Annotated in this window: 21 protein-coding genes and 2 riboswitches; of the genes, 7 read left to right on the top strand and 14 right to left on the bottom strand. The window is 49.3% G+C overall.

Features of this window, described 5'->3' with window-relative positions; genetic code table 11:
• The first annotated feature begins 330 nt into the window (after nucleotides 1-330).
• Nucleotides 331-1164: a VanW family protein gene (locus M467_RS16090; RefSeq protein ID WP_021065160.1), complete on the top strand. Its 834-nt coding sequence runs from the start codon at nucleotides 331-333 to the stop codon at nucleotides 1162-1164.
• A gap of 20 nt (nucleotides 1165-1184) precedes the next feature.
• Here the strand turns inward: M467_RS16090 and M467_RS16095 are convergent, their stop codons facing one another.
• From M467_RS16095 to M467_RS16120, 6 genes are all read right to left on the bottom strand, one after another.
• Nucleotides 1185-2546, bottom strand: coding sequence for an NCS2 family permease (locus tag M467_RS16095; protein ID WP_021065161.1), 1362 nt, complete (start codon nucleotides 2544-2546; stop codon nucleotides 1185-1187).
• A gap of 88 nt (nucleotides 2547-2634) precedes the next feature.
• A riboswitch (purine riboswitch) is annotated at nucleotides 2635-2736 on the bottom strand.
• Nucleotides 2737-2873: 137 nt separating this feature from the next.
• Entirely contained in the window at nucleotides 2874-4397 is a 1524-nt protein-coding gene (gene guaA / locus M467_RS16100; protein WP_029596121.1) for a glutamine-hydrolyzing GMP synthase, read from the bottom strand.
• 111 nt (nucleotides 4398-4508) lie between these two features.
• Nucleotides 4509-4609, bottom strand: a riboswitch (purine riboswitch).
• 39 nt (nucleotides 4610-4648) lie between these two features.
• Nucleotides 4649-6745 carry a transglutaminase domain-containing protein gene (locus M467_RS16105; protein ID WP_021065163.1) on the bottom strand — a complete coding sequence of 699 codons (2097 nt, stop codon included), beginning with the start codon at nucleotides 6743-6745 and terminating at the stop codon, nucleotides 4649-4651.
• Nucleotides 6742-7809: a DUF58 domain-containing protein gene (locus M467_RS16110; protein ID WP_021065164.1), complete on the bottom strand. Its 1068-nt coding sequence runs from the start codon at nucleotides 7807-7809 to the stop codon at nucleotides 6742-6744. Before M467_RS16110 ends, M467_RS16105 begins: the two co-directional genes overlap by 4 nt.
• On the bottom strand, nucleotides 7806-8759 hold the full coding sequence (locus M467_RS16115; protein WP_021065165.1) for an AAA family ATPase: 954 nt from the start codon (nucleotides 8757-8759) through the stop codon (nucleotides 7806-7808). The genes M467_RS16110 and M467_RS16115 overlap by 4 nt, the downstream gene beginning before the upstream one ends.
• Nucleotides 8760-8931: 172 nt before the next feature.
• Nucleotides 8932-9537 (bottom strand): flavin reductase family protein, encoded by a 606-nt coding sequence (locus tag M467_RS16120; RefSeq protein WP_021065166.1) that lies wholly within the window; start codon nucleotides 9535-9537, stop codon nucleotides 8932-8934.
• Nucleotides 9538-9792: 255 nt separating this feature from the next.
• Between M467_RS16120 and M467_RS16125 the strand changes: the two genes are divergently transcribed.
• Both M467_RS16125 and M467_RS16130 read left to right on the top strand, forming a co-directional pair.
• A complete protein-coding gene (locus M467_RS16125) occupies nucleotides 9793-11631 on the top strand; it encodes an ATP-binding protein (RefSeq protein WP_021065167.1) in 1839 nt (612 codons plus the stop codon).
• 202 nt (nucleotides 11632-11833) lie between these two features.
• The gene (locus M467_RS16130) at nucleotides 11834-12151 is read left to right on the top strand and encodes a hypothetical protein (RefSeq protein WP_125318027.1); all 318 of its coding nucleotides are present in this window, start codon (nucleotides 11834-11836) and stop codon (nucleotides 12149-12151) included.
• Between the two features lie 61 nt (nucleotides 12152-12212).
• On the opposite strand, the gene M467_RS16135 is transcribed toward M467_RS16130, so the two are convergent.
• Nucleotides 12213-13475 carry a helix-turn-helix domain-containing protein gene (locus M467_RS16135; RefSeq protein ID WP_021065169.1) on the bottom strand — a complete coding sequence of 421 codons (1263 nt, stop codon included), beginning with the start codon at nucleotides 13473-13475 and terminating at the stop codon, nucleotides 12213-12215.
• A gap of 269 nt (nucleotides 13476-13744) precedes the next feature.
• On the opposite strand from M467_RS16135, the gene M467_RS31540 reads away from it, so the two are divergent.
• The 3 genes from M467_RS31540 to M467_RS16145 all read left to right on the top strand — a co-directional run bounded on the left by M467_RS31540 (nucleotide 13745) and on the right by M467_RS16145 (nucleotide 16262).
• A complete protein-coding gene (locus M467_RS31540; protein ID WP_081637888.1) occupies nucleotides 13745-14422 on the top strand; it encodes a hypothetical protein in 678 nt (225 codons plus the stop codon).
• A 62-nt stretch (nucleotides 14423-14484) separates the two neighbouring features.
• Complete coding sequence (locus M467_RS16140; protein ID WP_021065171.1) at nucleotides 14485-14736, top strand: hypothetical protein; 252 nt, start codon at nucleotides 14485-14487, stop codon at nucleotides 14734-14736.
• Nucleotides 14737-14933: 197 nt separating this feature from the next.
• Nucleotides 14934-16262: an N-acetylmuramoyl-L-alanine amidase family protein gene (locus M467_RS16145; protein ID WP_021065172.1), complete on the top strand. Its 1329-nt coding sequence runs from the start codon at nucleotides 14934-14936 to the stop codon at nucleotides 16260-16262.
• A gap of 23 nt (nucleotides 16263-16285) precedes the next feature.
• On the opposite strand, the gene M467_RS16150 is transcribed toward M467_RS16145, so the two are convergent.
• Both M467_RS16150 and M467_RS16155 read right to left on the bottom strand, forming a co-directional pair.
• Nucleotides 16286-16810: a GNAT family N-acetyltransferase gene (locus tag M467_RS16150; RefSeq protein ID WP_021065173.1), complete on the bottom strand. Its 525-nt coding sequence runs from the start codon at nucleotides 16808-16810 to the stop codon at nucleotides 16286-16288.
• Nucleotides 16811-16845: 35 nt separating this feature from the next.
• Entirely contained in the window at nucleotides 16846-17688 is an 843-nt protein-coding gene (locus M467_RS16155; RefSeq protein WP_021065174.1) for a CPBP family intramembrane glutamic endopeptidase, read from the bottom strand.
• Between the two features lie 161 nt (nucleotides 17689-17849).
• Here M467_RS16155 and M467_RS16160 point away from each other — a divergent pair, with 161 nt between their 5' ends.
• Complete coding sequence (locus M467_RS16160) at nucleotides 17850-20207, top strand: bifunctional diguanylate cyclase/phosphodiesterase (protein ID WP_021065175.1); 2358 nt, start codon at nucleotides 17850-17852, stop codon at nucleotides 20205-20207.
• Nucleotides 20208-20284: 77 nt separating this feature from the next.
• Here the strand turns inward: M467_RS16160 and M467_RS16165 are convergent, their stop codons facing one another.
• From M467_RS16165 to M467_RS16185, 5 genes are all read right to left on the bottom strand, one after another.
• Nucleotides 20285-21430: a mannitol-1-phosphate 5-dehydrogenase gene (locus M467_RS16165; RefSeq protein WP_021065176.1), complete on the bottom strand. Its 1146-nt coding sequence runs from the start codon at nucleotides 21428-21430 to the stop codon at nucleotides 20285-20287.
• Nucleotides 21430-21861: a PTS mannitol transporter subunit IIA gene (locus M467_RS16170; RefSeq protein WP_021065177.1), complete on the bottom strand. Its 432-nt coding sequence runs from the start codon at nucleotides 21859-21861 to the stop codon at nucleotides 21430-21432. The genes M467_RS16165 and M467_RS16170 overlap by 1 nt, the downstream gene beginning before the upstream one ends.
• Before the next feature lie 44 nt (nucleotides 21862-21905).
• Nucleotides 21906-23327 carry a PTS mannitol transporter subunit IIBC gene (locus M467_RS16175; protein ID WP_021065178.1) on the bottom strand — a complete coding sequence of 474 codons (1422 nt, stop codon included), beginning with the start codon at nucleotides 23325-23327 and terminating at the stop codon, nucleotides 21906-21908.
• Between the two features lie 166 nt (nucleotides 23328-23493).
• Nucleotides 23494-25521 (bottom strand): BglG family transcription antiterminator, encoded by a 2028-nt coding sequence (locus tag M467_RS16180; RefSeq protein ID WP_158406021.1) that lies wholly within the window; start codon nucleotides 25519-25521, stop codon nucleotides 23494-23496.
• Nucleotides 25511-25780, bottom strand: coding sequence for a PTS sugar transporter subunit IIB (locus tag M467_RS16185; RefSeq protein ID WP_021065180.1), 270 nt, complete (start codon nucleotides 25778-25780; stop codon nucleotides 25511-25513). The genes M467_RS16180 and M467_RS16185 overlap by 11 nt, the downstream gene beginning before the upstream one ends.
• Nucleotides 25781-25875 lie beyond the last annotated feature (95 nt).

Genomic DNA, 25875 nt, shown 5'->3' on the forward strand with positions numbered 1-25875 from the left:
AAAAATGACGAAGCTTGCGCTTCATTCAAACATTGTAAAACTTTTTTTGCCTCATCGTTCAGTTTTCAAAGTTCGTCTGTCGCTCTTGGCGACTAAATGATAATAACATTTATCATTATTGTGTGTCAACCAGTTTGTTTACTAAGTTGTAAGCAGCGCTGGCAACAGAGATAACTATAGCATCCCTTTCTATCACATGGCAAGCATTATTCTAAAAAAACTTTAAAAGATTTTTCTCGTCCCCTTACTCGCATCTATTGTATTGGAGAAGGGAATTTTTCCCTGTCGACGAATACTCATCAATACCAACTTATAAGAAGGTGACACTTGATGCTCCAACTGCAGCCAAAGAAACGATCGAACCTGCGCATCTGGGCAGGAACACAGTATTACATATTAAAACGCCGAACACAATGGATGACGGATAATAAGCGGTACACTTCTAAACGAGATACTGCACCACTGCCCCACCTCATCTATGAGCACCGCACCCCACTCTACCGAAAATTACGAGATATCGATCTCAAAATGCAACAGAATAAAGTCATTAATCTTAATATCGCCATTAAACAGTTAAATGGCATCATCGTTTCTCCAAATGAAGTGCTCTCATATTGGAAAGCCATCGGGCGACCTACAAAACGAAAGGGCTATGTGGACGGAATGATTTTGCATTACGGAAAGGTCACGACTGGAACCGGGGGCGGATTGTGCCAATTATCCAACTTGATTTATTGGATCACGCTCCATAGCCCACTCACAGTGACCGAGCGTTACCGCCACAGTTATGATGTCTTCCCTGATTCACGAAGGGACCAACCTTTTGGGAGTGGCGCCACATGTTCCTACAACTATTTAGACCTTCAAATCACCAATCGGACGGCACAGACGTTTCAACTCCTTCTATATATAGAGGGGGATTATCTCGTAGGGCAATGGCGGTCCAATATCCCACCAACCGTTCAATATGAGATATATGAAGAAAACCACCACTTCACGAATGAATGGTGGGGTGGAACAGTTCGGCATAACCAAATATTTAGAAGCGTCCTCTCTCAAGATGGCACATTCATCCGAAATGAGTTCATCACAGAAAACCATGCCTTAACCATGTACGACCCCTTCTTACCTGAAAACACTGCATACAAAAAAGCCGACTCATAAACCGAGTCGGCTTCATTTCATTACGCGTGCGGCAAGAATATAAAGTAAGCCAAGAAGATCACTAACATGCCGTACATGATTGGGTGGATCTCTTTTGTCTTCCCTTTCGCGATCATCATGAGCGGATACAAGATGAATCCGAGCCCAATCCCCGTCGCAATCGACGAAGTGAGGGGCATCATCAGAATCGTCATGAATGAAGGAATCGCGATTTCTAGCTTTCTCCAGTCAATATCGAGTAAAGCCGAAGCCATGAGTACTCCTACGATAATCAATGCAGGGGCTGTGACCGCCGATGTGACGACTGCCAAGAGTGGCGAGAAGAAGAGCGCCAATCCGAAGAACAAACCTGCGAATACAGCCGTCAAGCCCGAACGTCCACCTGCCGCTACACCAGCCGACGATTCTACATATGACGTCGCAGTCGATGTCCCAAAGATTGCACCTGCCACTGTTGCTGTTGAGTCAGCCATGAGCGCTTTACTCGCACGCGGCACTTTGTTGTCTTTCATGATTCCTGCTTGACGAGCTACCGCTACGAGCGTACCCGCTGTATCAAAGAAATCGATGAAGAAGAACGTCAAGATGACGACTAGCATTTGGACCGTGAAGACTTCTGAGAAATTGATGAACGCTTGTCCGAACGTCGATGACATGCTCGGTGGTGCCGAGATGATGTCTGAGATGGCAGTCGGTGTCGGTACAAGATTGAAGATCATCCCGACAATTGCTGTGAGAAGCATCCCGATGAAGATACCACCTTTTACATTTCGAACCATTAACAATGCTGTCACTACAAGACCGAACACCGAAAGGAGTGTCGTCCCTGTTCCGAGTGAACCGAGACCGACGAGCGTCGCTTCGTTGGCGACGACGATACCTGCATTTTTCAAACCGATAAAGGCGATAAAGAAACCAATCCCTGCCGCGACCGCCATTTTAAGTGGTCCCGGAATTGCGTTGACGACTGTCTCACGAATACCTGAAAGTGTTAAAACGATAAAGAACAAACCAGAAACGAGAACCCCTGATAGTGCCGTCTGCCATGGAATACCCATGCCGAGAACTACACTGTACGCGAAGAAGGCGTTAAGCCCCATACCCGGAGCGATCGCAATCGGATAGTTGGCGAACAAGCCCATCATGACAGAACCGACGAGGGCGACAAGACCGGTTGCCACGAAAACGGCGCCCATGTCCATTCCTGCTGCACCTAACACGTTCGGGTTAACGAACAAGATGTAAGCCATTGCCAGGAACGTAGTGAATCCTGCGATCAATTCCGTTTTGATGTTCGTTCCAAGTTCATTCAACTGGAAGTAACGTTCAATCCGGTTTCCTGATGGTTGGTGATTTGGTTCTTGCTTGAGCTGTGTGCTCATTGGTTTTCCTCCTTGGCTCGCCGTAAAACGAGAAAAGGTCCCCGATTGATAACCGGAGACCCCACGCGAAACATACAGGGACATAAGTCCCTGATCTATGTCTCGCCGTAGTGAAATCATTTAAGGTGATTTCGTAGAGACTCTCGGGCCATATTCCCGATATTATACGGCAAAATAATTTTTAATTGTTCGGATATGATAAGAACGTTTTTATCTTAACAACGGCAAAATCGAATGTCAACACAAATGACGGATTTTAATCAAATATTTCGCTCTATTGTTCGGATTTACCAAATAAAAACAGAGGGGATTTCTCCCCTCTGGTGGTTATTCCCACTCGATTGTTGCTGGTGGCTTCGATGTGATGTCGTACAGGACACGGTTGACGTGACTGACTTCATTGACGATACGAACCGAGATTTTCTCGAGTACATCCCATGGAATGCGGGCCCAATCTGAAGTCATTCCATCAATCGAGGTGACGGCACGTACGCCGACCGCATAGTCATACGTCCGCTCGTCGCCCATGACACCAACTGAACGAATTGGTGTAAGGACCGTGAAATATTGCCAAATATCACGTTCGAGACCGGCTTTCTTCACTTCTTCGCGCAGAATCGCATCTGACTCACGCACGATTTCAAGTTTCTCTTCTGTGATTTCACCGAGAACACGAATGCCAAGACCTGGTCCCGGGAACGGTTGGCGCCAAACGATATAGTCCGGTAAACCGAGTTCAGTCCCGAGTTCACGCACTTCATCTTTAAAGAGCGTGTTAAGTGGCTCAATCAACGTGAAGTTCATGTCTTCTGGTAGTCCACCGACGTTATGGTGCGACTTGATTGTTTGAGCCGTGTCCGTTCCACTCTCGATGATATCCGTATAAAGCGTACCTTGGGCAAGGAAGTCCATGTCCACAAGTTTAGACGCTTCTTCGTCAAACACGTAGATGAACTCATTGCCGATGATTTTTCGTTTTTGTTCTGGATCTGAAACGCCGGCAAGTTTCGCCATGAAACGCTCCTGCGCGTCAATCTTGATGACTTTCATATTGAAACCGTCCGCGAACGTCTTCATGACGCTGTCCGCTTCATTTTTACGAAGCAAACCATGGTCGACGAACATACATGTCAATTGGTCGCCGATGGCACGATGAACGAGCGCTGCGACAACCGATGAGTCGACGCCACCTGACAACGCGCAAAGAACTTGCTTGTCACCGACAATCTCGCGAATCTTCTCGACTTCGATATCGATGAAGTTCTCCATCGACCACTCACCTTTGGCACCACACACTTCATAGATGAAGTTTTTCAAGATGTCGTTGCCGTACTCAGAGTGACGGACTTCCGGGTGATACTGTACACCGTACATTTTGAGTTCATCACTCTTGATTGAAGCGACCGGACATGATGGGTTCGTCCCATCGACGATAAATCCTGGCGGTGCTTCCATGACGAGGTCGCCGTGGCTCATCCAAACCGTATGTTCCACTGGGAGACCTTTGTAGAGCGCCGACGCTTCCGGTGTCGAGAAGAGCGTCGCTTTTCCGTATTCGCGATGTGCCGCTCGTTCAACACGTCCACCGAAGTGATGCGTCATAAGTTGCATGCCGTAGCAGATTCCGAAAATCGGAATGCCAAGTTCGAAAATTTCCGGGTCACAGCGATATGCGCCTTCCGCGTACACACTGTTCGGTCCACCCGAGAAAATAATCCCGGCCGGAGCCAGTTCACGAATCTCAGCAGCGGTCATCTTGTGGGAATGAAGCTCACTATATACGCCAAGGTCACGTACACGACGTGTGATCAACTGGTTGTACTGGCCTCCAAAGTCGAGCACCAAAATCATCTCTTGTTCTATTTTCACAAAACCTCCACCTTTCTGCCTTCTTCTCAAAAAAAGAGCGAGCTTCTCCCACGGATTCACTAAACCGAAGAAGAAGCACGCCCTTTTCTGTGTATACGAAACGTGCTCCTTCATAGTCGGTCCATTTACGGTGGTCCGGTAGAGACTCTCGCGCCAATTCGCGAGTATATACGAAGGAATGCTGTTCAATTATCTAACTAATGCGTCTATCTTACTGTATGCATCCACCTACTTCAACTCATAATTCGACGAATCATGATTTTCCAATATTCTTTATATTTTGAATTCGGCGTTTTTTCGGCATAGATACTTTGTTCAAACAAACGGGTCAATCTCGTCATTTCCGTCGATTCATAATAAGCATCGACCTCTGCGGCGAGTTCGGACGGCGTGCGCCCGTCGACTTTGAAACCTGCTCCGCGGAGTCGTTTCACTAGATATCGATGCATGGCGACAAGTCGATTTTCATTCAATGGACGCCGTGTCCACCAAAGCATCATGACGAGGCGTTCAATCGATTTTCGGTTCCATACGAGAACGGCGACCGTAAAGACAATCACAATCCAACCCCACACCGGCATATTCCAGTTCTCCGTTGCCGCCTCTCCCGACGTCACATCATCGAGTGCCAAATCTTCTTGCGGACGATTCGTCGGCTCGTCGTCTTGCGACGCTTGTGGATCATTGGCCGCTGGATCGTCTGCATTCGCTTCATCCTCCGTCTCGATTTGAAGCAAGTTGGCGTCCGAGAAACTGATGGTCGCCTCGAGCGGGACCCAGCCTGCGCCTTCCACGAAATATTCTACCCATGAGTGAGCGTGACGGTTCCGGACCGTGTATTCTTCTTCCCCTTGGATAATCCCGCGAGCATCACCCATCGTGAAACCTTTGACCCAACGCGTCGGCACTCCGCTCGCCCGGAGAAGGACGGCAGCCGAGGTCGAGAAGTTGTCACAGTACCCGATTAACGTATCGAACAAAAATTGATCGACGTAATCCGTATCACCTTCCGGGACGGCTACATCTTCCGTATTGTATTGGAAATCTCCAGATTGGAAGTAGGCTTGGACTGCTTGGGCTTGGTCGTAAGGTGTCTCACTGTCGCCCGTGATATCGGCCGACAAGTCGCGGACCCGATCCGGAAGTGAATCCGGCAATTGTAAGTACGCCTGCCGCTCTTCTTCCGTCAACGTCGTCACCGGCTCATTCAACGCCAGTTGCTCTTCTGTGAAGGAAGGGACACTGTAGCGAAGTTGAATCGTCTGAGGCGTCGTTTGCCCGTCATTGTCGAACACGATTTTCCCGGACGGTCGGATGTGAATCGTCTCGTTCGGAAACGGTTCTTCGATATTCCCGACTCGGAATTCGGTGCCATTGTCCGTCTCCGTCGCCTGTGGGTATTCTCCACCATACGGGACGAACGTTTGGCGCCGGTCAAATCGGAGCAACGCCTGTTCCGGTGTCGTATCGACAGCTTGGTCGACGAGTTGTCCGCGGTTATATTCGGAATCGAGGACCGGGGACTCGACCCAGCCTTTCCCCGTATAAATCTCTTTTGACTCGATGCGCCAATAGCGCGCCGGCACACCACGGGCGATGAAGACGATGCCGTCATCTTGCTCAAACGGTCCGCCGAGTTGTTCATCGTTCACCCCATAGCCGACTCGACCGCTGCCTGAGCCTTCATCGTTCCCAGCATTTTGGAAACTCGTCGTCAACCGATCGGACCAATCCCCTTCAATTGTCGGCGACACGCTCGCGAGCGCCAACACGACCGAAGCGAGGAGCGCGATACTGACATAGCGGACGAGCGATTTGCTCGGTCGTTTCGCCAGGTCGGTGACGAAGAGCAATAAGAGCGATGCTAAAATTGCGAGTAAAATCTTCCCTTCCCCGTCATAAAGCGTCCACGTGTCAAAGTAAGCCATCAGTCCGAGCGTCGAAACGATCATCCCGAGAACGAAGCCATAGCTCGGATACGTGCGTCCGACCAGGATGGCGAACAGTACCCCGATGAGTGCCATCGCCGAGAAGAAAATCGCCTCTTCCGGCAAAGCCCCGCTCAGTACCCCGCTCAAATCCTCTAACCATAGACCGAACCAATCCAGGATACTCCCGTGGTACACGTACAAGACGATAAAGAAATTGAAGACGACCACACCAATGAAACCATACCAAGGCAACAAGCTCGCAAACATCGGAACGAGAAGCAGGAACAAGAACGGCCAATTGACATCAAATGTCGTACTGCCCACAATCGGCTCGACCCAAAATGACAACAAGTAGGCGGCAAGCGCCGTATAGACGATTCGTTTCAACCATGCCGTCATGTCGTCACCTCGTTCGCCGTGTACAAGTGATAGCTGCCTTGTGTCTCATTCATGATCTCACGCACCCATTTCGTCTCGAGTGGGCTAATCAAAATCAAGTTTCCCACTTCTTGCGGCAGGTTGCGCTTCACTCGTTCGACAAGGCGCCCTTCCGGCTCCGGTGTCGCTGTCAGCAAGTAATGGCCGACCTCTGCGCTTTGGTCCGGCAAATGGAACAGACGGACCTGCTCTTCGATGACATACAGTTCGAACGGCAGATTTTTCCGCTCGAGTTGTCGGATTGCACCGACGAGAAGCGACAATGAACGTTCGAACGCTTCTTCATGCCCAGCCGTTGTCGATGGGACAAAGACAAGCGACAGTTTCTTCTCCTGCTCTTGGTCGAACGTTTTCGTCATTAAGTTTCCGCGTCGAGCCGAGGCTTTCCAATCGATTCGACCGATGCGGTCCCCGGCCGCATACTCACGGACACCACTCGTCGTATTGGCAACCTCGGTATATGTGCGCGTGCGGCGATACTGTTCGCCTCGCCCACCGACTTGCTCGTCACGCGGTAAGTCGAACGGAAGTTCAGCAGGTGAGACTTCAACGACCGTCTCGAGTCGCAACGTCCGTTTGCGGTCGAACAGTCCGAACACGTCTCGCACGTGAAGGACGGTCCGATCGAACACGTGGATGCCGCGTCGAATCTGTTCGATTTCGTAATGGACCGTCTCTGTCCGTCGAAAGAAACGATCGACCGTGGTAATGATGACATCAGTGGATGTCGCGAGTCGCGGCGGCGGTGTCTCTTCTAACGTGACGACCCCGACAAGAAACGGGTATTTCCGCTCCACTTGCAGTTCCACGTCCATCGTTTGGCCCGAGACGAGTCGTTTCGTCGTCACACGGCGCGACACGTTCGCGGCTGTGACCGGATAAATCATGAAAATCGTCCAATAGGCGGCCAGGACGAAAAATGACCACCAGAGCGTCGACGCGACGATACTCCCTTCAATCCGGGCGAATGCGTAAAGTCCGAATGCCGCCGCCCACACAAGGAACAGCTTCATCCAATTTTTCATACTTCTTTGACCTCACGATCCATCGGGACCGGAAGTGTGTCGAGCCAACCTTTGACGAGCTGTTCGGCCGTCTTCCCTTTATAGCGCGCTTCTGCCGTCAGTAAGATGCGATGACCGAGCACACTACCGGCGAGCGCCTTCACGTCATCCGGTAGCACGAAGTCACGGTTGTGGATATACGCCCACGCCTGTGCCGCCTTCATCAAAGCGAGTGTCGCCCGTGGACTGCCCCCGAGATACGTGTTCGGGTCGTTGCGCGACTCGTGAATCAAGCGGACGATATACTGTTTGACGGCACTCGAAACGTGTACATCGCGCACTTCGCGTTGCATCTGTTCGACTTCATGTTTCGTAATGACACTCTGTAACGCCTCAAGCGGTTCTGCTTTCTCAAACCGCGTCAGCAGTGCAATCTCTTCATTGAAAGATGGATAGCCCATCTCGATTTTAAGGAGGAATCGATCCAATTGAGCTTCCGGGAGCGGGTACGTCCCTTCATGCTCGATCGGGTTTTGCGTCGCCATGACGAAAAACGGGGACGGTAAGATTTTGACTTCCCCATCGACGGTCACGCTACGCTCCGCCATCGCCTCGAGTAAGGCTGATTGTGTTTTAGGAGAGGTCCGGTTGATTTCATCGGCCAACACGATATTGCCCATCAAGGGACCTGGCCGATATTCGAACTCTTTCGTCTTTTGGTTATACATCGAGATTCCTGTCAAATCAGACGGCAACATGTCCGGTGTGAACTGGACGCGTTTGAAATCTAAATCGATGGCTCGACTGAACGTCCGGACGAGCATCGTCTTCCCGACACCCGGTACGTCTTCTAACAACACGTGCCCTCCGGCAAGCAAAGCAGTCAAACTTTTTGCGATGACATCTTCTTTTCCGACGATCACCGTCTCAATGGCATTGATGATCGATTGAATGGCTGGACGATATGACATAGCCGACTCCCCTTTTTTCTCTGATCGCTGACGCGTTAGAAATTAGAATGTTCTGACTTTATTGTGACACATTCGAGCGCTCCTGTGAAAGAAAACCATCATGCCAATGGGCTTTCCGTTCTTTACCCGAAAAAAGGCGCCTTGTCTCCGATTTGAGCAGGCGCCATAGCATTTATTTGGGCCGCTCGATTTCGAACGTTTCGCCGAGCGTCGCATAGAAGTTTCCAGCGAGTCGACTCACGGGGGCCAATCGTTCAGCATCGATGCGTCCGGCTTCATACAGGGCCGGATCGATGTGAAACCGAACGACTCGGGCAATCAATAAGTCGGCCGTCACTTTCCCATTATGCTCGATCGGAACGTGATGATGCAGTTTGCACTCCATCCGAATTTTGGCTTCATGCACACCAGGTGTCTCGATGACATCGCTCGGTGCGATCGTGAACGTCGTCCGATCGAGTTCGCTTTCCGCTGGCCCTAGATTCGCCGCTGTCTCATTGACGAGCGCCACGTTCGTCTCATCGACGATATGGATGACGAGTTCTTCTGACGTAATGGCATTGCGGGCCGTATCTTTCATCACACCGTTCTTCCGTTGAACTGACACCGATAGCAGCGGAGGCTCCGACGCCACAATATTGAAGTAACTAAACGGCGCAGCGTTGATTGTCTCTCCGTTCCGAGTCGTCACAAATGCGATTGGCCGTGGAACGACACTTCCGATTAGAAATTTATACGCGTCTCGCTCGGTTAACGCGGATGGTTCAATCGATAGCATAATAGCACCTCTTCCTTAATCATTTCTTCTCTTTCAAGCTATCCTTTTCGCTTCGTACGTGTCAATCGGAAGCACATTTGAATGTGTAAGATGCATAAATCCGGGGTATATCCGTCTAGATATCACATTTAAATAGAGAATCCTGAATGACACTTTATTTGAGCAATTCGGTGTTCATTTGATTTTTCTTTTTGTATATTTCCGTTATACGACGATGGAGTTGGTTTTTGGTTAAGGAAGGAAGTAGAGCGTATTATGAGCAAGTGGGTTGAACAATTGAACAGTCGTCAAATTCTCGGCATCCTATATGGAGTATGTATCACTAGTCTCTTTTTAACGGCGATCGGCGCATGGTTCGTTCGGGACGATACCATATCACCGACCGAACTCCTGACGTTGCGTTGGATTTGGATGACCGGCCTAGTCATGTTTATCACTGCTATTTTATTAATTGGACGTCCTTTAATCACACGGATGATCAGACAAAATGAGAAGATGCATGCAAAGCAAACAGAGATGCAGTCCGTGATCGAAGCTTCGAAACAAAATGAGACAAAATTACAATACCGAAACGAATTGATTGAAGTGCTCGCTTCGAAAGAATCGTTACTCGACTATTCGGCCGTCATCGAAAAGATTGTCTGGTTGACCGAGGCCGAGTTCGGGGCCGTGCTGCTCGTCAAAGATAATGAAATCACGTCCGTCGTACCGAAAGGAATGACCGCCGAGCAACAAGAAGATTTGAAAGTCCAGTCGCTCTTGTTAAAACGAGTCATGATTTCCAAATCATTAGAGGCGACTTCAAAGAAAGTAGCCGATCAAATTCATGGCTACCCATATTATATCCATGAGACGGTTATCCCGGTGAAAGACCCGTCGGACGGAACGATGATTGGTTGCTTATATTTGGCGTGTTACGATGAGCCGTTCGACGCGAGTGAAACATCTGAGTTGAACGCGTTCGCGAACCAACTGGCCATCTCGCTCCTACGAACACGACTTTATCGCCAGATGCAACAAGACAGAAAAGAAACGGCTCAACTGATCAATTCAGTTCGTGAAGCCATTCTCTACTTTAACTATGAAGAAGATACGATTGTCGGTAACCGTGCTTTTATCCGCATGTTTGATGAGCTTCAATTTGAATATGCAGGCTATGAGGAATTGACGGCGGTATCGATTGATATCGAGCAATTGGCCGAACGTGTCGACCAACAGGACCTCTTCATCAGTTATGTCGAGCGTGTGTTCAATCAAGAACCACCAGAAGATGGCCTGTCAATTTCACTTGATCAAGGCGATTGCTTTCTCCAAGTGTATGCGGAGAGCATTTTCCGAGATGGGAAAATTCACGGCACGATGCTCGTCTTGCGCGATGTGACGGCCGAGACTGAAATCGACCGGATGAAATCAGAGCTTGTCTCGACGGTATCTCACGAGTTGAGAACGCCGCTGTCTTCCATCTATGGATTCACAGAGTTGATGCTCGAGCGTGATTTGAAAGAAAGCCGCCGTGAATTGTACTTGAAGACGATTCATGATGAGGCGAAACGTCTCTCTTACTTGGTCAACGACTTCCTCGACCTTCAAAAGATGGAGGCCGGAAAACAGACGTTCGAGTGGGAGACGGTCGATTTGCTCGAGCTCGCCCGCGACAGTATCAGCTTTTATCAAGAGACGACCGATTCGCATCATCTACACCTTGATGCCGATGTCGGACAAGACTTTAAAATCGAGGCCGACTTGGAAGGGATGCGACAGTTGCTCGGTAACTTGCTCAGTAACGCCATCAAGTATTCCCCAGAAGGCGGCAACGTGCTCGTCTCGTTGGAACGACTCGAAGGACAAGTCGTCATGAAAGTCCGGGACAACGGGATGGGTATCCCTTCTTCCGCCTTGCCGAACTTGTTCGGCAAATTTTACCGGGTCGATAACTCAGACCGTCGTAAAATCGGAGGGACAGGACTCGGTCTCGCCATCTGTAAAGAAATCGCGAAAGCGCACGACGGACATTTACACGTTGAATCGATTTACGGGGAAGGTAGCACATTTATTTGTGAATTGCCGACGTCGAAAGAAGCGATTCATCAATGAACACGACCGGAGTCGTTCCGGTCGTGTTTTTTACGCCTTAGCTTCTATTTTTAGCAGGAATGTTTTGGGATAATCTAGAAAAAGAGTAACATCGAGAAACGAAGGCAACATCGATTTACCCTTCCCATTTTTCTCGCAGGTTAAGTCTAGAAAAAGAGCTATACTAGTAAGGAAGAGACAGACAAGATTGGAGGTCATGAAGTTGGATCACCGCGACCCACCGTTTTCAGAACTAGGCGACTTTAAACAATGGGGACGTTTTGATATAAACGTGCCACTTCAAGGCGGGCAAGCCGAACTGCAAGCTGCCGTATCGATTGTTAGACATCATATTCCTTTGCGGTTGGGTGGGTTTTATATCATCGCGAGTGAAGATGGGATTTTGCGAAGCGGCTCTCACGATGCCAATTTGCAAAAACATATCATTCACCTGCTCCAACAAGTTCAAACGGGCCATGTGGAAGATGAAGCATTGATGAACGAACCGATTTGGACGATTCATTATTTCACCACTCCATAAACGACAAGAGACGATTCGGGCGTCTCTTTTTTTGTGCAAAAAAAGAACGCCTGAGGAGGCGTTAATCTGCTTGGGAGCGTATAGATATAACTTTTTCGTAATATTCGGTAGCGAGTTTATATTTACCATTTTCTCTAAGTTCACGCGCCAACCAAAGAGCATATTTTTCAATATAAACGTAATCGTCGTAGAGTTCGAAATATTGAACTGCCTTTTTTAACGTGTTAATCAATTTGATTTTATCTTGTTCTTGATAACAGTTTTTATAAATTTCGAAATGATGATCAAATTCTTCTAAACCTTCTTTATCGCCTTTTAGTTCATATCCCTTTTGGAGCCAATTTAATATTTCACGTTTATCATTATAATTCGTGTAGCCCTCGATTAAAGAAAGTACGCTAAATAATTTACTTTTAACTTCAATCTTGTATTCAAAACTGCGCATAAAGTACTCGAGTGCTTTTTCTTGGTCTCCGAGAGAAGAATAAACTTCCCCCATATTGTTGTAGAGCATACCATTATAATTTTTTAAATCAGTTGCACTAATAACCTTTACTGCCCGTTGATAATAGGAAAGCGCTTCTGAAAATCTCTTTCTCCGCTTATGTGATAATCCAATTAACAAATGACATTCTACTATTCGTTCTAAATAAAAGTGATCTTGAAAATAATCAAGACCGATTTTGACATTTTCAATAGCTTGTAAGTAATCTGCACATCTATAATAAAGTCCGCCCATAATATACCGCATATCAGCAACTTCCCAGTCAGGGATTCCTGTATTGACCATTTGTTCATTCAATCTTTCCAGAGCATCTAAACCTGCCTCTTTTTCATTTGCTTGAAACAATTTAAGACACTTCAGCAAGTCATACCTGAGCATGTTATCACGGTCTAACTGATCTTCTATCCACCCGATTTCCGTAAAGTATCTGCCTTCTCTACCTGGCATTACGTCAAATCTAGCTAGGACTAGTAATAAACAAATGTATACTTCCTTTGATTGATTCACCACTGGATTAGAAAGATATTTCTCCACTTCTTTTTGTTTATCTATATCTTTTCGAGTTAAAATTGCTTCTTTTAGTAGCCCTTGAATTTCTAATTTCACTTTCTCTATTTGTTCACTTAAGTCATAGTAGAGCGGAACATCAATATTTAACCTGTCAAATATCATTTCTAGTACTTCTTCACTAGGAGAAGTTTGATTATTTTCGATTTTGCTCAAATAAGAAATCGAACAAACTCCTCTGGCTAGTACCGATTGCTTCATATTCCTACGCATACGCTCGATTTTTATTAAGTTACCGTAGTTATATTCCATCTTATGCGATAGCCCCTTCGTCCTAATATCCAATGGTTTTTCATATAATTTTTAGTGAAAATGCAAGTAATCAGGAAACTTTATCTAGAAATCCATTAAAAAACGTGTTTCTCGGCTCCGATTTTCCCAATCAACAACAGTTCGATGGGCGTATTATTCATGATAAGATTTAACTATAAACAGTTAATAACAATGTGATTATTAGGTATAAGGAATCAGCTTAAGTATTTCCAATAAATAATTCATTTATTATGGAGGTGAATACGACAATGGGGAAATTAAATTTTTTACTCGCTGAAGATTACATTAAACCTAAAATCTATTTTCAATCTAAACAAACACCTACATTTAATGCATCTTATTCGTACGCTGATCGCAATCAGTTTGAGGGGTTAGAGCATTTGACCCAATTGTTATTTTCATCAAAAGGATTCATTATTAATGCATTTCAAATCGATTATTATCAAACTTTGCCACAACTAATTACAAGAACCCTTAAAGAAAATCGTTCATATAAAAAACTATACATTCTTGGACCTGAACTGTCTCTCTCTATTCTAAAGCGCAGTTCAAAAACCGTCTATGAGAAACACTTTCAAGAATTCGGCTATATCAATGTGGAACGAGAATTCCAAGGAGTTCTTCGCCAATGCTTAGCTTTATTGCAGGAAGGGCATATCTTATATATTCTTCCGGAAGCATCGATTTGCTGGCGACCAGAATCTTTTCAATCATTAGAAAATCAACTCTCTCCTCTATGCAGCACATTACTCAGTCAAGAAGCACACGTTCCAATCTTATCCTCTTCGACCAAAGAAGGGTCTGACAAAGTCGTGTTACATGAACCGAATGTACCACAACAATATGTCGGAGATTTGGAATCACGTGTTTACCAACAATCAGAATCGGTATATAATTTACTAGAATCTCCAGTTTCTGACTACTGAGTACTATCACACTAGGAATTGAAGCTTTCAACACAATATTATATTTAGCGGAGGGATTCATGATGAAAAAGATTACAGGTCTATTATTTATCGTAGCAGCAGTCTTACTATTAGGTAGTTCAATTAAACCAATGGGTGAAGAACTACCTCGCCTTGGTAAATTTGATGTACAAATTCAACCATTCGGCGAAGAGCTTCCACGTCTAGGTAAACTTACAGTACCAGTAAAGCAATTTGGTGAAGAATTACCTCGTCTTGGAAAAGTAGAAAGTACAATCAAACCACTTGGCGAAGAACTTCCACGCCTCGGATAATTTTTTAGAAAGAGACGCCCTCGTGCGTCTCTTTTTTATTTCCGAAACTCTGGAAATAAACTTATTGAAAAAAAGTCAAACAATTTACATATTAACCTCCATTTTTTTCTTGTTTCCTTATATAATAACGGAGACATGATGACGATTTCATTTCACAGCTACTTCACCTATCTTATGAATAAAGGAGCGGATCTCGATTGAACCAAACGAAATCATCTTGGAACTTGAAACTGTTGCTTAGCTCTTCCCTCGTCATTGGTGGCATGGCCATCGCCCCATTCGACTTGACGCCGAACGGTTTCGAATCGAGCCGAGTCGAAGCTGCCTCTACATACACGACGACAGCAAACTTGAACCTTCGTTTAAGTGCCGCCACATGGAGTCCTGTCCTTTTGACGATTCCAAACGGGGCGACCGTCAAATATGTTAGCAAGTACGGCTCTTGGTACAAGGTCAGCTACGGTGGCAAGACCGGCTACGTCGCTTCGCAATACGTGAAAGTTTCGACTCCCTCGACGATGACGCCGAGCTCAGCCTCGTACTACAAAACGACGGTCAATTTAAACTTGCGATTGACGGCAGCCTCGTGGAGCTCGGTCTTGACGACGATCCCGAACGGCGCCACCGTCAAGTATGTCAGTCGTTATGGCTCTTGGTATAAAGTCAGTTACAACGGAAAGACGGGCTATGTCGCTTCGCAATACTTAACAGCCACCGGAGCCCCGACTACGACGACTTCTACCACGTCCTACCAAACGACGGTCAACTTGAACATGCGCTTGACGGCAGCCTCGTGGAGCACGGTGTTGCTGACTATCCCAAACGGTGCGACCGTCAAGTACGTCAGCAAGTACGGCTCTTGGTATAAGGTCAGTTACGGCGGCAAGACGGGTTACGTCGCTTCACAGTATTTGAAACCGGCCACGACGACGACACCAACAACATCAACGGGTTCAGGTCGGACGATCGTGATCGATGCTGGACACGGCGGGAATGACCCAGGGGCTGTGTACGGATCATTGTACGAAAAAGTCATCGCTTTCGATATCGCCGCACGTCTCGCGAGTACGCTCTCGAATACATATGGCTATAACGCACGGATGACGCGCTCGAACGACGTGTACTTGTCGCTCGCACAACGCGTCGAATTGACAAAATCGTATAAAGGTAGCGCCTTCGTCAGCATTCATAACAACTCGTCGACGAATACGTCTTACCACGGTCACGAAGTCCTCGTCCCGACCGGTGAAAGTTATACGACGAACCCATACATCTCGGCTAGCCGTAGTTTAGGGGCAGCCATCAACCGTGAACTCGGTGTCCGAATCCCAACGATTCGTAACCGCGGTGTGAAATATCAAAACGTTTATGTCGTCGGCAAGAACAGCGTCCCATCGACCCTTGTCGAATATGGTTTCATCAGCAACTCGAACGACCGCTCGCACTTGACGAGCACCACATACCGGCAACGGATGGCAGATGCCACTGCTTCTGGGATTCATCAATTTATGAGCACTTATAAATAAGCAAGAGACCTGATCGCATGCGATCAGGTCTCTTTTTCATTGGCGGGGCAACGCCAAATTTTATGATGTGCCCCTGGACCCCAATAGTGCTCAATCGTCACGAGCGGCGGGCCGAGCCGCTTCTCCCAATAGGCTTGTGACGTTGGAAAGCCGGCATCTAAATAAAATGCCGTTTGTTGATTCGCCACGAGTTGCCGTCTCATATTGTCTATCAAGAAACGACCGACACCTTGGCGTTGGGCACCAGGTGCGACGTACATGCATCCGATTTCAGGAACGTTCGGATCGATGTTGACGTGTGCGGTAATGATGTCATTCGGAGGCAAAATCGCGGCCGTCCCTACGATGACGTCGTCTTGGAGCACCACGAAAATTTGAACGGTCTCGTCCTCGAAACTGTCTTGAACGGTCGTATTCAACCGTTCAACTTCCTCATCCAACAAGTCGGCATCCTCAAACTGTTCTCGGCGAATCAAATCACTCAGACTCTCCATAAACAGCCGTTGGAGCGGCTTTACATCTTCACGTTCGAGCGGGCGAAAGTTCAATCTCTCCACTTCCCTCTGTTCCTGAATGATACGTGCTAGTCTTTACCCGCGTCCGCTTCTGGCGTAACGTTCGGTTGATGCGACCCTTCCACCGCCTCGAGCTGCTCGAGATGATCGTAACCGAGATGTCCATGCGTTCTCCAGATGAGGACGATTGCAGTCGTGACGAGCAATAACGTCAAATGGAGAAAGCCGATCGGAAACATGCCCGGCTTCATTAGTGGAATGAGTGCGAACGAGACATTGAACATCGTATGGAGCAAGAAAACGGACCATAAATTCATCGTCGTAACATTGTAGAGCCAGGATATGATGAACGTGAACGCGAGAATCGCCATGGCGTATGCCCAAAACGGGATGAGCGATTGCCCGGTCCCCTCCATCAAAAAGAGTGGCGTATGCCAGACGGTCCAAATGCTCCCTACGAACAAACTCGCTTTGATCGGGGTCGTCTTCAATTGACACGCGTTGAGCAGATAACCACGCCATCCGTACTCTTCTTGCATCGTCCCGCCTAGGAACAACATGTAGAAGAACGTCGGCACGACGAGCCACGGACGCTCAAACAGCGACGCCCCTTCTGCATTGGACCACCAATAGGCAATCAGGAAAACGAAGGGAAGGAACAACAGGCCGAACGCATAGTATCTGCCTGCCATCCGCCAATCGAATCCCCGCTTCCATAACGTCGTGACACCTTCCCAACCGTTCTCCCGGAACGCCATGTAACTCCCGGCAAGACTTGGACCGAACGCTCCGATCAGCACAATCGCTTGAATCGGTAACTCGGTCCCAATAAATAGTCCCCACCACGCCAACCATGAGAACCCGAACGCGATGAGGAGAAATAAGATGATTTCTTTCTTTGTCGGTATCATTCGTCTCCTCTCCTTCTATCCGTAGTTTACCCGCTTTCCGAACGACTTCCCTATTTCATGCAAAAAATATTTTTATTATATGAAGCAAAATGATAGATGGACTTTTGAATTCCAAGGTATAATTGAAATTACAACAAAATTACATTCATAGTGAGGTATATATGGAACCAGTCGTTGAACACTCGATGAGTCACAATGGGTTTCTCGTGATTCTGTCTTATCTGATTGCCGCCGTTTCTGCTTACGCCGCCATCGAACTGGCCCGACGTGTCAATTCAGCGAACCGTTCCACCCAAAACGTCTGGATCATCGCTGGTGGCGCGACACTCGGTCTCGGCATTTGGTCTATGCATTTCATCGCCATGCTGGCCCATGAGGTATTGCGACCGATCACGTATTCGGTCCCGCTCGTCCTATTGTCCGTCGTCATCGCCATGGCCGGTTGCATGTTCGGCTTCTTGATTGTCTCGCGTCGCACGACTCGACCAGCCCTAATCGGTGCCGGGTTAGTCATGGGAGGCAGTATCGCCAGCATGCATTATGTCGGGATGGCAGCGCTCCAAGGCGTCACGACTTCCTACAACCCATGGTTGGCAGCGCTATCGATTTTGATCGCGCTCGGTGCCTCGCTCGTCGCCTTATGGATTGGCTTCTTTTCGAAGTACACACAGAAAAAGATGCATATGGAACTGAAGGTGTTCTTCTCCCTTTTGATGGGTGTCGCCATCTTCGGCATGCATTTCGTCGGCATGCTAGCGGCGACGTTCACGTTCGTTGAGACAGACAGACCTTTCGCCAATGCGATTGAGCCTTCACTGCTCGCATGGCTCGTGACGGCGATTACGATTCTCTTGTTCGCCATCTTCTTCTTATCACTCACGCTCGACCGTCATCTCCGCAAACGAGAATTCATTCAAGCGACGATTCTTGATTCGACGACGGATGCAGTCGTCACGACGACGAAAGACGGGATGATTCAATACGCGAACACAGCCTTCTATCGCTTGTTCGATGAAGTCGAGCAGGATGCCTTCTTCCAAGACTATCATCCGTCGCTCACAATCAATCAACCGTTCCATGAACCGAGACGCGTCGATCTCGACGACCGGACGATTGAAGTGACGAGTTATCCACTCAAAGGGGAAACGATGGACCAAGTACTTTGGTTCTTGCGTGACGTCTCGGAGACAATTGCCTCACAGCGGCTCGTCGAACATATGGCGTATCACGATACGCTCACGGATTTACCGAACCGGCATAAGCTCGAACGGATTTTAGCCGAACATATTCAAATCGAAGACCCGGTCGCTTGTCTCTACATCGACATCGACCGGTGGCGTTTCTTGAGTGACATGCTCGGGCATCACGGCTCGGACGAACTGACGATGCAAATCGCTGAGCGTCTGCAAGTGACCATTCACCCGGATGACATTTTGACGCGCGTCGGTTCATCCGAATTCATCATCTTGCTGTTTGATAAGCGGAGCACGCTCGCCAAACAGAAAGCCGAGAAGTGTATCAAGGCGATCTCGCAACCGTTCGATATCGACGGGACGACCGTCGAACTGACGATGAGCGCCGGCATCAGTCATTATCCGAAAGATACGAAGTCGGCCGAGGAGCTCGTGCAATACGCACGCCTCGCCGTCCACGAGTCGAAACGGACCGGTAAGAATCAAATTAAAGAATTCGAAGACGAGTCGAAGCATCAAATCCTTCGTACCGTCGAAATCGAAAAGGCGCTCGCGCAGGCGCTCGACCGAAATGAGTTTTCACTCGTGTACCAGCCGAAAGTGTCACTTACGCAAAATCGACTCGAAGGCGTTGAGGCGCTCCTGCGTTGGAACAACCGCGAGCTCGGTCACGTGTCACCGACCGACTTCATTCCAATCGCTGAAAACACGGGCCTCATTCACCCGATCGGCAATTGGGTCATGCGTGAATCTTGCCGAGCCTGGGTCCGTTGGAATAAGTCCGGCGTGAAACCGTTCACGCTTTCGGTCAACGTCTCCCCGCTCCAGTTCGCGCGTGAGGATTTCGTCGAGTCGCTCCAGGCCATCTTGGATGAGACCGGGATGGACCCAATGTTCCTCGAGCTCGAGGTGACGGAGTCGTCGATGCTGTCATATGAAGAATCGACGCGAGAGAAACTCACCCAGCTCCACCAGTTCGGGATTTTAATCTCACTCGACGATTTCGGGACGGGCTACTCGTCGTTCCGTCAATTGCGTGAGCTACCGGTCCAAGTGTTGAAAATCGACCGGTCGTTCATCGTCAACTTGTTCACCGACCGGAACCAGGAAGCCATCGTTCGCTCAATGATTCAACTCGGCCATAACTTGGGCATGAAAGTGCTCATGGAAGGCGTCGAGACGTCGGATCAGCTCGAATGGTTACTGAACGAACAGTGTGATTACGTCCAAGGTTATTACTTCAGTCGTCCACTTCTTGAAAAGGACGTCGTGAAACATGTCAAATCGGTCACGACGTACATCGAGTTTGGAAAGACACGCGCTTGATCAGACTGCAGCCCTTACGCTGCAGTCTTTTTTGTATGCAAAAATTCTCCCATGCCACCAGACACGGGAGAATCGTTTTACGAGACTTGCGCTTTTTCTTGCTCGCGAATCAAGTGGTATTGTTCGAGGATTAGCTTCGTCAGCGTATCATCCTCATGCAATTGGAGATATTTTTCTACCGTCGAGACGATGCCGTCTTCTTCGATGGAAAGATTGAGTTCAGAAGATTCTGAATCCTCAGGGTTGTAATAGGTCAAGGCAGCCGCGATTCCGTAGGCCAGTTCATTCGGTTCGATGCCGTTATCGATGAGTTCGCGGGCTGGTTTGACGAGCCGATCACTCGGTCCGAGCTTACGGATCGGTGAGCGGGCGACACGTGAGACTTCATCTTTCAACTTCGGATTCTCGAATCGTTTGATGATCTTTTGAATGTATTGGCTGTGTTCTTTCGCCTCGAATCCATACTTCTCGAGGAGGAGCCACCCGGTCTCATACAAGGCGCCTTGCACGACTTGACGGACACGGCGGTCTTTGAGCGCCTCGTCGATCGTCGCTTTCCCGAACAAGGAACCGATGTACGACGCGATGGCGTGACCCGTGTTGACCGTGAACAGCTTCCGTTCGATGTATGGCCCAATCTCGTCGACCCACGTCACACCTTGAAGCGGGGGCCGTTCGGCCAATCCTTTCGTCTCGATGACCCACTCGTAAAACGTCTCGACCTCGACGAATAGCGGGTCTGCGTGTTGTTGTAACGGGACGATCCGGTCGACGGCCGCATTCGGGAACGAGGCATTGGCCGTCCCGATACCACCTGACGCTTCAATCGCTTGATGAAGTGATGCGCTACCGCCAATCATGTTCTCGCAAGCAATCACATAAACGGGTGCCGACGTCACGCGTTCACGGAGTCCTTCGCTGATGAGTGGCGCGACTTTCGGCAACAGCGTCGGTCCGACCGCAGTCGTGACGAGATCGGCCTCCGCGATGAGGGCGATGACACGCTCCGGATCGGTCAAGCTATTGACCCCACGAACTCGGTCGACGAGGACGTTGTCGACGCCTTCTTCGGCGAATCCGACTTCATAAAATCGCTTGTCTTCTAACGCTTGGATGACGGTATCGTTAATATCGACGAACGCGACCTCATAACCACTCTGATTGAGCAGCAATCCGATAAATCCACGTCCGATATTCCCTGCCCCAAAATGTACGGCTTTCATTACGCCACCTCTTCCATGAATAGCGACAAAATCTCTTCTTTCGTCTTCGCCTGTACAAGACGCTCGACGTTATCCTCATCTGAACAGATGACCGCGATTTGGGACAGGAGTTCCAAATGTTCGTCATCCACACCAGCAATCCCGATGACGAGTTTCGCCGTCTGGCCACCGAAATCGACGCCGGCCGGCACTTGGAGGATGGAAATCCCCGTCTTTTGAACGGCGGATTTCGCTTCCTCGGTCCCGTGCGGAATCGCGACTTGGTTCCCGATATACACGCTCGAGAGCGCTTGACGTTCGTGCATCGCTTTGACGTAAGCCGGAGATACGCATCCGGCTGCTTCTAACACTTCACCGGCTGCGTCAATCGCTTCGGCCGACGTGTTGAACGATTGGTTGAGTCGAATCATCTCTGTCTGAATGAATGGCATTTTAGTTCCTCCTATACCTTAACCCTTGTCTCTGTCTACTTGTGTTATGAGATTTTGCTGCGTTCTGCTTTAATTTCTTCGATCAATTGATCGTAATAGTCGGCGTTCAAGAAGTTCGTGACCGAACGGTGAATCGCATCCGGCACTTGTGCCTCGGCCCGGTCCGTCAAATCCTCATGGGTGATGATGAATTGGGCGTCTTTCGGCAATTGGCTAATCGATGTGTTCGTGACTCGAATCGGCAAGTTCGCTTTATTCACTTTATTGCGAAGCACCGACGCGCCCATCGCGCTCGAACCCATACCGGCGTCACAAGCAAAGATGATGTGATCGACTTTGTCGAGACGGTCGTGAACGAGAGCTGACGCATACGACTGGTTGCCTTTCATCGCGCTGACGTTTTGTGTCGCTTCTTCAAGTGACACTTCTTCTGCCGCGCTCGATTTCAAGATGACACTTGCCACGGCGAACGTGACCGCTGCCGACAAGAGAATCCCTGTGACGAGCCCGAGGTACGAACCGCGTGAAGCCATTGCGAGGATTGCGAAGATACTACCTGGTGACGCTGGTGCGACGAGACCGACATCGAACAAGACGAATGTGAAGACCCCAGTTGCCCCCCCTGCGATCATCGCAAGGATTAAGATTGGTTTCATCAAGACGTATGGGAAGTAAATCTCGTGAATCCCACCGAGGAAGTGAATGATCGCTGCCCCTGGTGCCGTACGTTTGGCCGCGCCTTTCGCGAACACCATGTAAGCGAGCAGTAAACCAAGACCTGGTCCCGGGTTTGCCTCAAGTAAGAACAAGACCGATTTCCCGGCGTCCGCCACTTGGTCGACACCGAGCGGGCTCAAAATCCCGTGGTTGATGGCGTTGTTCAAGAACAAGATTTTCGCTGGCTCGATGAATAGACTTGCGATTGGCAACAGTTTCGCACCGACGATCCAGTCGACACCGGCTGCCATGACTTTATCAAGGCCGCTCATGATTGGACCGAACACTTCGAAGCCACCGATCATGAGAAGACCACCGATGATTCCGACCGAGAAGTTGTTGACGAGCATTTCGAATCCAGCTTTGACTTTGCCTTCGATGAGGCGGTCAAATTGTTTAATGACATATCCACCGAGTGGACCCATGATCATCGCACCGAGGAACATCGGAATGTCCGTCCCAACGATGACCCCCATCGTGGCGAGTACCCCGACGACTCCGCCTCGTACATCATGAATCAACTTACCGCCGGTGAACCCGATTAAGAGCGGTAACAGATACGTGATCGTCGGACCGACGAGTTCTGCTAATTTTTCATTCGGCCACCAGCCCGTTGGAATGAAGAGGGCGGTGATAATCCCCCAGGCGATGAAGGCGCCGATGTTTGGCATGACCATCCCGCTCAGGAAACTCCCGAACCGTTGTACTTTGACTCGAACCCCGCCCGAGCCAGCTTGCGCATTCGCCATGTATAAAACCTCCAGTCGATTATTGTGAAAGGTAGATTGTTGTAGTGTAGCTAACCGGTTTGTGCTCTACACTCGTATTGTAGTCTCAGCGTAAGCGCTTTCTCAATTCAATCCAGTTCATACTTTGGCAATATTCTGTGCCAAATAAAAAAATGACCACGGCGGGTCATTTCTCGTGCAACGTGTCTTGAATCATTTTCTTCATACATTCATGAAGCAAGAGACGCAGTTCTTTCTTTGAACCGTTACTGTATAAGTTCATATGTTGTTCGCTCTCAATCAATGATCCACTGACGGCACTGAGGAACTGGAGTTCGACGTCCTCCGCCTCTTCCGGTGCGAGCAGGACGAGCAAACGCGATACCGGTTCGGTCGATTGATCCATCATGAGGAGCGGGATTGATTGATTCAAGTCGAAAGCGAACACGCTCGCTCGTTCGATCGAAGCGTGACGTCCATGGAACAAGGCCAGTTTCGTGCCCGGAATCCCGAGCCCGGCCACTTCGTGACGCCGGAGCAGTTGGGCCGATAACTGGATGCCGCTTTGGACGAGTCCGCGTTCTTCTAAATGTGTCCCGATATCGAGCAAGATGTCTTCCAGTCGGTCGCTATTATCGAGCGTGACGAGATCGAACTGCCGGTCCATCCGTTCGAACGTCTCGACGAGAGCACCGAGTTCATTGAAGTCGAGCATCGTCGAGTGGCTCTTCTCTTTCGTCTGGAACGACTGCGGGAGCGATAACAGCAAGTGGCGGACGCGTTGCACTTCTTCGTTCGTCAACAGCGGGTTGACGATGAGCGTCGGCACCGATAACGGTGGCAACGGCACGGTCGACAAGATGACGTCATAGTCGTCGAGTCGATGCTGTTCGAGACCGAACAACGACGAGTTGACGACGTCCTGCATCTCTGGAAACTCTTGTTTGACCCGGTTGACGAGCATCTTCGAGGAGCCTAGACCGGCCGAACAGACGACAAGGGCTCGATATTCCCGACGCCGGACCGGTTTGACGAGCGCGGCGGCGAAATGCATCGCCCAAAACACCGTCTCTTCTTCCGTGAACGTGTTTGTCCCGAAGACAATATCGGCCGCCTGTTGAATGGCCGAACGTAAATGCGGATAGTCACGGTCGATGTGCGGACGAACCGTGTCCGTATCCGGAAGGGCTTGGGTGTTCATACTCGACAAGATATGGGCGAGGAGCCCCTTCTCGAGCGCGGCGTCGTCCGTGAAGGCGAATCCGTGGATCAGTGAAACGTGATGGATGAGCTTATGGACACGGATCTGCATGACCCAACGCTCTTCCTCATCTTCTTTCATCTGTTCCTTCAACGATCGGAGCCGATTCGCTTCCTCGGCGAACCAGACCCGCTCCGCCATCGAGAACGGCGTCCCGAGGGCCGTCTCCATATCAAACGCGACTTTCAAATAATCGTCGGAGCGTCCTTTCGTATACATCTCGAGGAAGAACCCGGCGTCCAGACGGGCTTGTTGCACGCCATAGGCGAACGTCACCCGCATAATCGTCCGGTCGTCCATCCGCTCATACGGATGTTCCTTCAAATAGTCATAACCGTCACGGAGCGCCTCGAGCATGACGTCACACGGGACGGTCTTCAAAAAGGTCGGGATGTAATCATCCTCCCCGCGGACAAAGCGATAGAACGCGAGCGTGTCCCAATGAGCGAGCAGCGCATTGATCATCAGCTTCCGCTTCTCGGCTTCGAGGCCGAGCACCCGCGCGCCGACCCCTTTCTTCCGCTCGACTTCAAGGTGATACTCGTCGAACCAACGATCGAGTTTCTCAAGGTCTTGAGTGAGCGTGCTCGGTGACACGTGCATCTGTTTCGCGACCGCCTGCAGCTTGAGCGTATCTTTTTCAAACAGGAGCCTCCAAGCGAGCTCGAAGATGCGGTCCTCCGCCGTTGGAATCGCCTCGGCCGACAAAATCAAGTCTTCGCGCAACTGTTGCTTCGCATCGGAACGACCGATGAGACTGAGGCCGTGCCCGCGCTGCCAAGCGAGTTCCAATTCGAACTCGCGCAGGATGCCTTCGAGCAGTTGACGCTCCCGTTGAATCGTCCGCTCAGACAAATTGACCGCTTGCGCGATTTCCGCGAGCGGGGTCGAGGTCTCCGTTGCCAATAGATGTAGTAAAATCGAGCGCTCCCGGGCGCTCCACTCATGTTTCATATGCATTCACCCATTCCTCGACGAGTTGTCGATATTCCGTGAGCGATAACATGTGTCTGACCGAGCGAACGTGCGCGGTCGGATGATCGACCGTCTCAGTCCCGGCTTGATAGATAATCCAATCCACGTCTTCCGGGATGTCTCGATACGTGCCGTGTTGAATCACACACGATAATTTTCCCGAACACGCTTCAGCAAACAGCTTCGCCGCCATCGCGCTCGTGACGAACCCGCATGGACAGGCAATATATACGTTCATGTCAGACCTTCTTTCATCGCTTATCTTTATCTAACCATACGATGCAACCGCTTACTTCACCTACTATTTTGCTTGTTGGCAAAGATATCGGCAAG

This window comes from Exiguobacterium chiriqhucha RW-2, assembly GCF_000416965.1.
GTDB classification, from domain to species: domain Bacteria; phylum Bacillota; class Bacilli; order Exiguobacteriales; family Exiguobacteriaceae; genus Exiguobacterium; species Exiguobacterium chiriqhucha.

Bases quoted from the DNA above. Each gene is read 5' to 3' on its own strand.
- M467_RS16125 (WP_021065167.1), top strand. From the start codon at position 9,793: ATGAGCAAGTGGGTTGAACAATTGAACAGTCGTCAAATTCTCGGCATC.
- M467_RS16095 (WP_021065161.1), bottom strand. From the start codon at position 2,546: ATGAGCACACAGCTCAAGCAAGAACCAAATCACCAACCATCAGGAAAC.
- M467_RS16180 (WP_158406021.1), bottom strand. From the start codon at position 25,521: ATGAAACATGAGTGGAGCGCCCGGGAGCGCTCGATTTTACTACATCTA.
- M467_RS16110 (WP_021065164.1), bottom strand. From the start codon at position 7,809: ATGAAAAATTGGATGAAGCTGTTCCTTGTGTGGGCGGCGGCATTCGGA.
- M467_RS16165 (WP_021065176.1), bottom strand. From the start codon at position 21,430: ATGAAAGCCGTACATTTTGGGGCAGGGAATATCGGACGTGGATTTATC.
- M467_RS31540 (WP_081637888.1), top strand. From the start codon at position 13,745: ATGGGGAAATTAAATTTTTTACTCGCTGAAGATTACATTAAACCTAAA.
- M467_RS16115 (WP_021065165.1), bottom strand. From the start codon at position 8,759: ATGTCATATCGTCCAGCCATTCAATCGATCATCAATGCCATTGAGACG.
- M467_RS16170 (WP_021065177.1), bottom strand. From the start codon at position 21,861: ATGCCATTCATTCAGACAGAGATGATTCGACTCAACCAATCGTTCAAC.
- M467_RS16140 (WP_021065171.1), top strand. From the start codon at position 14,485: ATGAAAAAGATTACAGGTCTATTATTTATCGTAGCAGCAGTCTTACTA.
- M467_RS16120 (WP_021065166.1), bottom strand. From the start codon at position 9,537: ATGCTATCGATTGAACCATCCGCGTTAACCGAGCGAGACGCGTATAAA.
- M467_RS16155 (WP_021065174.1), bottom strand. From the start codon at position 17,688: ATGATACCGACAAAGAAAGAAATCATCTTATTTCTCCTCATCGCGTTC.
- M467_RS16105 (WP_021065163.1), bottom strand. From the start codon at position 6,745: ATGACGGCATGGTTGAAACGAATCGTCTATACGGCGCTTGCCGCCTAC.
- M467_RS16090 (WP_021065160.1), top strand. From the start codon at position 331: ATGCTCCAACTGCAGCCAAAGAAACGATCGAACCTGCGCATCTGGGCA.
- M467_RS16160 (WP_021065175.1), top strand. From the start codon at position 17,850: ATGGAACCAGTCGTTGAACACTCGATGAGTCACAATGGGTTTCTCGTG.
- M467_RS16185 (WP_021065180.1), bottom strand. From the start codon at position 25,780: ATGAACGTATATATTGCCTGTCCATGCGGGTTCGTCACGAGCGCGATG.
- M467_RS16175 (WP_021065178.1), bottom strand. From the start codon at position 23,327: ATGGCGAATGCGCAAGCTGGCTCGGGCGGGGTTCGAGTCAAAGTACAA.
- M467_RS16135 (WP_021065169.1), bottom strand. From the start codon at position 13,475: ATGGAATATAACTACGGTAACTTAATAAAAATCGAGCGTATGCGTAGG.
- guaA (WP_029596121.1), bottom strand. From the start codon at position 4,397: ATGATTTTGGTGCTCGACTTTGGAGGCCAGTACAACCAGTTGATCACA.